Origin of the sequence: Brevibacillus sp. HB1.4B (genome assembly GCF_013284285.1) — a bacterium.
Lineage (GTDB): Bacteria > Bacillota > Bacilli > Brevibacillales > Brevibacillaceae > Brevibacillus > Brevibacillus porteri.
Genome location: NZ_JABSUT010000021.1, coordinates 34,533 through 41,868, shown reverse-complemented (window position 1 = coordinate 41,868; position 7,336 = coordinate 34,533). Strand labels below are relative to the sequence as shown.

Sequence of the window (7,336 nt, the reverse complement as noted above, 5' to 3'; positions counted from 1 at the left end):
GAGACGAAAAGCTGTATTCCCGATTACTTGTAAAAAGTAATGGAGAATGCAGTTTTTTTGTGTAATAAGTGTAACCGTGCAGAACGAATGCACGGTTTTTTTGTTTTCTTTTTTTGTCCCTCTATCATCCTCTACGCTAGAAACAATGGAGAGGAGGGGGAGAATGTCTATACATCCGTTACGACTGTTGGCTATATTGCTTCTCGCTACATGTATAGGTATAGCGTCTTACACCATTTTGAAACCACATCAGGTGACCTATATACAATTACGATCATCAGTAGAAAAAGAAAGTGGCCAATTACTGGAAGCGAAGGATATGGAGCCTTTGACATTGAGATTGGGAGGGATTTTTCAACGACCCATTGCTCCAATTCCAGGCTTGATTCCATGGGAAGAAGGACAGAGTCTTGTCGGTTTAGCATTCACTCGTCACGTGAAGGGAGGTCGCCCGTTATTGCAAAGTGATTTGGAGCAAACAAGTAGTGCACAAGGCAGCGGGGTGATAACAGAAGAAATGACAGGTATGAGCATTCCCATAGACAATGTAGCAGGAGTTTCACCGCATGTATCAAGCGGAGAAAGGGTACACGTCTATGCTTCCTTTGAAGATGAGACAGGAGCACATTCTGGACTCCTATTGCAGAATATGCCGATCATTGGCATTCAACGCGAAATGGAAGGTGATCACCCCAATCTGGTAGCTGTTACTCTCTCCCTGACACGTGATGAGGCTGTTCTGCTAACACACGCACTTCATTATGGAAAAATCAGATTGGGCTTGGCCGCAATGAAGGATGGGGGAAATCCGGGAATAGGAGACGCAAAATTCGCTGCAGAGTTAATGAAGACGAAAACACGCTGGGGTATTCAAAAGGAGGAGCAGGAGTGAAAAGGCGTTTGCTCATAGTAGATGATGATCGAGATTCAGCTCGTTTGTTAACGGCTCAACTTATTAACAGCAGATGGGTAGAAGTGTGCGGGGAAGCACTCGGAGTGGAAGAGGCATGGGCAAAATTACAGGCAAACCAACCCCATTTGGTATTGCTCGGTGGTATAAAGGGAACGGAAAGAGGTGTGTTGTGTCAGCAATTTCGGCTAGCCTTTCCTCATCTTTCATTTATTGCTGCTTGCTCAAGCGATGAACTGATGTGGGAGCCGTTTTTCCGGAACTTAGGTTTATGGGTTATTGCCAAGCCCATTGAACCAGGGCAAATCGAAGCGTTAGCCATGATGATACAGCCTCAAGGCATGGGAGCAGAAGCTACGCCACAACAACATCAGTATGTAATCCAGGAACAAACCAAGAGCTATCCGAGCCAGACGCCTTCATTCTCCGAGCCGATTACAGATAGACAAGTCCCTGAAATGACTCGTTCCAAACAGCTTATTACTGTTTACGGTCCAAAAGGTGGCGTAGGAAAAACATTTATTTCTCGTGAGCTAGCGATTTTCTTTTCCATGCAAAAAAAAGAAGGTCTCCCATTGCGGGTAATTGCTGTTGACTTCAATCTGGATCTCGGTACATTTGCAACTACCTTAAATCTCCCTCGTACTCCTAATCTTTTTACGTGGGTAAAGGATCTTGATGCTCAGTTGCATTCGTTTATTCAGAGTCAAGGAAATGACCCTTATTCCATAAGCAGTGAGGAATGGCAGGAATACGCACAAGCCTTGCCGTTATCTCCACAACAAATCGAGAAATATGTGGTTGCTCATCCTGATACGGGATTGCATGTACTTACCTCCCCCCGTGATATTCGACAAAGCTTTGAAATCCGTGACTATCATTTATATCTGATTCTCGAAACGTTAAAACAAAGCGACTACGACGTCATTCTGATCGATACGGCTCCTGATACAACAGATGCAACGATTCAAGCTCTGTTTTTTGCAGAACATGTCGTGATGGTGGGAAATCCGGTGGTAGACTCCATTGAAAATATTCAACGATTGCTGAAACTGTTGAGAGAAGCAGAGTACCCTGAAGAACGCATTCAAATTTGCATGAATCGTTTGCAACGGAAAGAAATGTTTACCTTAGATGAAATTCGTGCCTACTTTCAACTTCACCCTAGCAAAAAAATCTTCTCAATACCTGACGATGTAGAAGTAAAAAAATCGATTAACACCGGAACGCCAGTCATGCTCCAGTCAGGGAGAATTCCGGCCAAGGAAGCCATTGAGACACTAGGAAAAGCACTGTTTCCTGTAGATGGGGAACAAGTTAAGGCTATTGGAAAAGAGAAACAAAAAGAGAAAACATCTCTCTTCAAGTGGTTATGGGGATAAGGGAGGGTATCATGTTCGATAAAAAACAGTTACTAGGCATTTCTAATCAAGTCCGCACAGCGCAAGAATTACGGTCAGCGGGGAGGGGAATGGCGGGAGTACCTTCGACGCTTCACGAAAAAATGCATGCCCCCGAACACGAGCGGACGAATGAAAAATGGGTCGGGACAGATAGGGAAACATCGATTCGTACCCAGATTGTTGAGAAATACGGAAAACGATTATGGGAGGAAAAGCAGTCCCCACTCTTTTTAGATGAGTTGATGACAGATCTTCGAATGCTGTTGGAGTCGCAAACGACACTGACATCCATACAAATGGAAGCAGAAGTAAAACGATTGCTGCATTCTTTGACGGGTTGGGGGCCATTAGATGCTTTGTTAGAGGATAACGACATTACGGAAATTCTTTTTCATCGCTATAACTATCTCGTCATTGAAAGAAAAAGTACTGGTCGTCTTGAATCGCCAGACATTGCTGTTTTTCGCGATGAGGAAGAGCTGCTGCGCTTATTGGAACAAATTGCAGCGACAATGGGGCGTGAGTTTAATGAAACAAAAGCAGAGCTGCATACACAGCTTCCGGACGGTTCCCGGGTTGCTGCTACGCATCGCTCTATTTCTCCCGATGGTCATATGCTCACGATCAGAAAACACCGTGAGTTATTCAGCGAGTCCGACTACTTGCGGTATGGTTCCATATCCGAGCCGATGCTTCTCTTTTTAAACAGAGCCGTCCGATTATCTCGTGCATCTGGCATTGTTAGTGGAGGAACAGGCTCAGGCAAGACACATATGCTCAATCTCATCTCCCAATATGTTCCTGATCATTTAAGTATTATTACGATCGAGGATGTTTTGGAGATGAAGCTTCAGCATCCTTTTGTGCGCAGATTTTTAGCGAAACCTGCGAATTATGAGGGGAAGGGTGGGTTTTCGATCAAGGATTGTGTTCGTTTGTCCTTGAGAAAAAGGCCGGATGTCATTATGGTCGGTGAGACACGAGGTGGCGAAATCGTAGATATGCTTTGGGCGATGAATACGGATCACCCTGGTAGCTGGAGCACAGCACATGCAAACTCACCGCGAGCTTTGGTCGATTCAACATTGCCCATTTTATTTGGAAAAGCAGATGAAGGGTATAGTGCTGAGGAGCGCAATTTAATGATCGGTTCAGCACTGGATCTGATTGTTCAAGTAAAACGTTTTGAAGAAGATGGCAGTCGCAAGGTGGTTGCGATAACGGAGGTAGTGGGGACGGGTCAATCGCATGAAGAATGGATAAAACGAGCTTGCAACATTAAACAGGTTCTCCCTGATCGGGTGTACTTACAGGATATTTACGTGTACGAAGCAACTGGGGTGGAGAATGGGAGAGTAAAGGGCCACTTCAAATGGACAGGCTATCGCCCAGAGCGACTGATTAAGCGATGGCTAGAGAAAGGCCTGTCACGAGAGGAGATTGAGCAAGTCTTTTTCACCACACCAATACCGCTATAGGAGGAGAAGGCATGGATATTAGCTTACCTATTGCGATAGGGATGGGGATGGCCATCCTGTTATTGATCATGCCCAACAAATTGTTTATGCGAGAACCGACGGGGAAGCACGAAATTGTAGAAGTCCTGCAACAGGACAGAAAAACAATTTGGAAGCAGTTTGAGGAGAGGTTGGCCAAATCGCGCTCAGGATGGGGGATAAACCAGTATGTGACCCTCTCTTTTTTATTGGGGATCGCGTCCTTTGGTGTGAGTAGTCAGATCCTACAGTCTTGGTGGATGGCATTGCCTGCTTTGCTGGCAGGGATTATGTTTACCGAACGGTTGGTGAGTGTATGGGGAGCTCGTCGAAAGGACGATTTCGAAGCAGGCAATGTAAAAGCGATTCGTCTCATGGCCAGTTCTTTACGTACTTCTCCATCGTATTTGCATGCGTTTGAACAGGTAGCGGCTAGTCCATTCTTATCAGAAATTGTATTAGAGGAATACAGGCGTATTGTAGAGCTATTGCGGGCACAAGTCCCGTTGGAGCACGTAATGAATCGATTCTTTGAACGTACAGGATCAGCAGATGTCAAATATTTAGCGACCATTGTTCACATTCAACGTGAGATGGGCGGAGATATGGCCAAAACGCTCGATTTGGCTGCCTCTTCGATATTGCGGCGCCGACAGTCGCTCCGTAGACAAAAAGCAGCAATGGCGCAGATCGTCGCACAAGTGAATTTACTAAGTGTCATGCCGTTTGTTTTTGTCATTGCGTTGTATGTGAATAATCCCAATCATTTCGACCCACTAACGGCCACAATAGGGGGGAGATTGCTTATTTTGGGAAGCTTGGCTTCTATTTTGATTGGGGGAGAAGCAATTCGTTATGTTGCGCATAAAAGCATAAGCAGGGGAGCATAGGAGAGGGTGCAATGTTCGTTCTCGTTACTAGTATATTGGTGAGTGTTGCTATATTTCTGTACGGTCTTCCGTCATGTGTGAGTAAGGAAGAACCATTCTCCGCCACGCTTTTGGGCAGGATTGATTCCGAGAAACAAGCCAAGCTTGAACAATCGTTTCAACATGGACGAAAAAGGTGGACACTGGTTCGAGGCTTGGAGAAAAATCAGGTACTGCTACAGCATTTTTACAAATGGACGGGTGTCGATAAGAAAAAAATAGAGGAAACATTGGCGCGTTTGGGGATCGAGATAAGCCTGACAGAGATTGTCTTGTTCCGGCTCATCAGTATGTGTTTCATAGCTTCATCTCTAGCTTCATTGGCAATAAGCATGGTTAACGGTGAAAGAATCGGTATGGTAAATGGTCTCCCCTTAACGTTTAGCTTATTTTTGTACTTGCTTCCAAACATGCTGCTAGATTGGGCGGACAAGCGGGCAAAAGCTGAAATTCGTGCGCAGGTTCCTATTTTTTTCAGCATTGTGCAATCACTGGTGGAAGCAGGCATGCCATTGCAGCAGGCTGTTAAGCAGACAGCGAGACGGTTTGATGCAAGACTGGGCAGAGAGCTTGCGAGCCTAGAAATGGGAGAGAAAAGGCATGGGAACTGGAGAAAGGCGCTTGAAGAGTTGGCCTTTCGGTGGGAGGTAGATTCGTTGACTACAATCGCGCTGGAGATGAACGAGGCGATGAAAAAAGGGGTTAGCCTATCACAAATGTTGTCTGTCCAAGTAGAGGAGCAAGTGAGACAACAAGAAGACGAAGCTGCTACCCATATGAATCGGTTAAATATCAGGTTATTGCCTTTTGTCATTTTGTTAATGGGTCTGCCGCTGTTGTTCTTGGTGATGGGTCCTGCATTCATTGGCATCGGAGAAAGCTTGTAGAAAAATTAGCGAATGTAAATATTTTTGCGAGAGGCACTGTCTTTTGGCAGAGTGAAAATAGAACCAAAATCTCAATGAGGAGTGAATGGAATGGGAGCCATCGCAGATTACGTCAAGCGTTTTTGGTATGAGGAGGACGGTGTTACGATCGTGGAAATGGTCATTATCATTGCCGTCATCTTGATTGTACTTATTCCGACACTGACACAACTAGGCACTGCCGAAGACGAGAAGCTGAAGGAACTGCAAGAAAAGATAAGCAAATGACAAACGTAGTCTTGCTGGGCGTGTTAGGAGCGGCAGCATGGACGGATTGGAGACGAAGAAAAATACCGAATACTCTTGTTTTTCCAGCGATTACTGTCGGCTTATGGTATCAGTGGGAAGGTGAATTATTAGCCGGAGCATTGTTAGGTGTGGCAGGAGCCTTTTTGTTGACAGTTGGTCCCGTAATCTTAAAAGGGATGGGGATGGGGGATCAAAAGTTGCTGATGGCTGTTGGTGCTTGGACGAGCTGGAGTGTGGTGTATTCTTTGTTTTTGCATTCCATCGTTTTGTGCCTGCTTGTTATGGTGTTCTATCCGCAAAATTGGGCTCGCTTATGCAACAATCTTCAAATCATAGCAGCCGGATGGTCAGCTCATCGACAAGTATGGCTTCCAGGCAGGGAAAAAACAGCCTTTTCATTCCCCTACGCGGTATATTTGCTGGTTGCTTTTGTGTTCCAATCCGTACGAGATGTCATCGGAGCAAGCGGATGATCACACGCATGGGACGAGTGATACGTGCGAGGGTGAAAGATGAGCGAGGCAGCCAAATGATTGAGTTTATTTTGGTGTTTCCTTTAGTTTGGATCTTGATCGTATTCTCCTTTGACCAATTCAGCATGATGTACAACAAGCAAAAGGCATTGGCGGCTGCGTATGAGGCAGGGAGAATTGCTGCAGTGCAGCCCAATTTCGGGTTGGCCAAATTCCATGCGAAAGAGCGAGGTACATCAGAATTAGAACAAGGTATCGGAGTCCTTCACAAAGATGTGCAGCTGGAGCTTGATGGGAACGGCTGGAGAAAAGGTAGTCATGTAAAAGCTGAAGCAACAGTTTCATTTCGGCTTCTCGCTACGGGGGAAATATACGAGATAACCGAAAGCTATCACATGATGGTTGAAAATGCGGAGGAGAAGCAATGAATGATCTGTTGCACCATTTTTTGTTTCGAGTGAAGGAAGAGCGCGGGGCAACCATGATTACTGTGCTCTTCTTTCTCTTCTGCTTAGGCAGCCTGCTCTCTATCCTGTTATTTTTGGAGCAGACAGATTATCTAAAAATGAAGATGCAACATACAGCAGATCTGATTACCAAAGGATCGCGTGCGGCTGGAAAATGGGAGTACGAGGATTCAAACGGTGATAAGCAAATCAGATTGTTTGCGACAACAGAAGAAGCAGAACGGCGTGATGCGGATATCATTCGCGGGGCACGTGAAGAAGCGGGGATTCTTTGGAGATTAAACAGGCCGAATCTGGAGGGGACAAGTGATGGGTTCTCTGTCATTCACCAAAAAGGTGAACGGCCTTATTTGTACTTGCAAGGAATCTATCATTTAGAAGTAAAGGTTGAAAAGAATATATCTGTATTTTGGGATGAGCTGTTTGTAAAAATGAACAGAGTCTCCCAGTCTGGAGTCTATGAATAAAGTCACAATTTTGAAC

9 protein-coding genes are annotated in these 7,336 nt (G+C 45.3%); all 9 read left to right on the top strand.

Translation table 11 applies throughout. From position 1 onward, the window contains the following. The first annotated feature begins 163 nt into the window (after positions 1-163). The 9 genes from cpaB (at position 164) to HP398_RS30165 (ending at position 7,320) form a co-directional block, all read left to right on the top strand. Entirely contained in the window at positions 164-892 is a 729-nt protein-coding gene (cpaB, locus tag HP398_RS30205) for a Flp pilus assembly protein CpaB (protein WP_173624475.1), read from the top strand. Then, positions 889-2,292, top strand: a complete 1,404-nt coding sequence (locus tag HP398_RS30200; RefSeq protein WP_017246978.1) for a CpaE/TadZ family protein — start codon at positions 889-891, stop codon at positions 2,290-2,292. Before cpaB ends, HP398_RS30200 begins: the two co-directional genes overlap by 4 nt. An 11-nt stretch (positions 2,293-2,303) precedes the next feature. Next, positions 2,304-3,791 (top strand): TadA family conjugal transfer-associated ATPase, encoded by a 1,488-nt coding sequence (locus tag HP398_RS30195; RefSeq protein ID WP_173624474.1) that lies wholly within the window; start codon positions 2,304-2,306, stop codon positions 3,789-3,791. An 11-nt stretch (positions 3,792-3,802) separates the two neighbouring features. Next, positions 3,803-4,699, top strand: a complete 897-nt coding sequence (locus HP398_RS30190) for a type II secretion system F family protein (RefSeq protein ID WP_173624473.1) — start codon at positions 3,803-3,805, stop codon at positions 4,697-4,699. Positions 4,700-4,737: 38 nt separating this feature from the next. Continuing rightward, complete coding sequence (locus HP398_RS30185) at positions 4,738-5,625, top strand: type II secretion system F family protein (RefSeq protein WP_371736823.1); 888 nt, start codon at positions 4,738-4,740, stop codon at positions 5,623-5,625. Between the two features lie 90 nt (positions 5,626-5,715). After that, positions 5,716-5,892: a hypothetical protein gene (locus HP398_RS30180; RefSeq protein ID WP_017246982.1), complete on the top strand. Its 177-nt coding sequence runs from the start codon at positions 5,716-5,718 to the stop codon at positions 5,890-5,892. Further along, positions 5,889-6,386 (top strand): A24 family peptidase, encoded by a 498-nt coding sequence (locus tag HP398_RS30175; RefSeq protein WP_173624471.1) that lies wholly within the window; start codon positions 5,889-5,891, stop codon positions 6,384-6,386. The genes HP398_RS30180 and HP398_RS30175 overlap by 4 nt, the downstream gene beginning before the upstream one ends. Further along, on the top strand, positions 6,383-6,814 hold the full coding sequence (locus HP398_RS30170) for a TadE/TadG family type IV pilus assembly protein (protein WP_173624470.1): 432 nt from the start codon (positions 6,383-6,385) through the stop codon (positions 6,812-6,814). Before HP398_RS30175 ends, HP398_RS30170 begins: the two co-directional genes overlap by 4 nt. Beyond that, positions 6,811-7,320, top strand: a complete 510-nt coding sequence (locus tag HP398_RS30165; RefSeq protein ID WP_017246985.1) for a hypothetical protein — start codon at positions 6,811-6,813, stop codon at positions 7,318-7,320. The genes HP398_RS30170 and HP398_RS30165 overlap by 4 nt, the downstream gene beginning before the upstream one ends. The last annotated feature ends 16 nt before the right edge of the window (positions 7,321-7,336 follow it).

Bases quoted from the DNA above. Each gene is read 5' to 3' on its own strand.
- HP398_RS30190 (WP_173624473.1), top strand. From the start codon at position 3,803: ATGGATATTAGCTTACCTATTGCGATAGGGATGGGGATGGCCATCCTG.
- HP398_RS30180 (WP_017246982.1), top strand. From the start codon at position 5,716: ATGGGAGCCATCGCAGATTACGTCAAGCGTTTTTGGTATGAGGAGGAC.
- HP398_RS30175 (WP_173624471.1), top strand. From the start codon at position 5,889: ATGACAAACGTAGTCTTGCTGGGCGTGTTAGGAGCGGCAGCATGGACG.
- HP398_RS30195 (WP_173624474.1), top strand. From the start codon at position 2,304: ATGTTCGATAAAAAACAGTTACTAGGCATTTCTAATCAAGTCCGCACA.
- cpaB (WP_173624475.1), top strand. From the start codon at position 164: ATGTCTATACATCCGTTACGACTGTTGGCTATATTGCTTCTCGCTACA.
- HP398_RS30165 (WP_017246985.1), top strand. From the start codon at position 6,811: ATGAATGATCTGTTGCACCATTTTTTGTTTCGAGTGAAGGAAGAGCGC.
- HP398_RS30170 (WP_173624470.1), top strand. From the start codon at position 6,383: ATGATCACACGCATGGGACGAGTGATACGTGCGAGGGTGAAAGATGAG.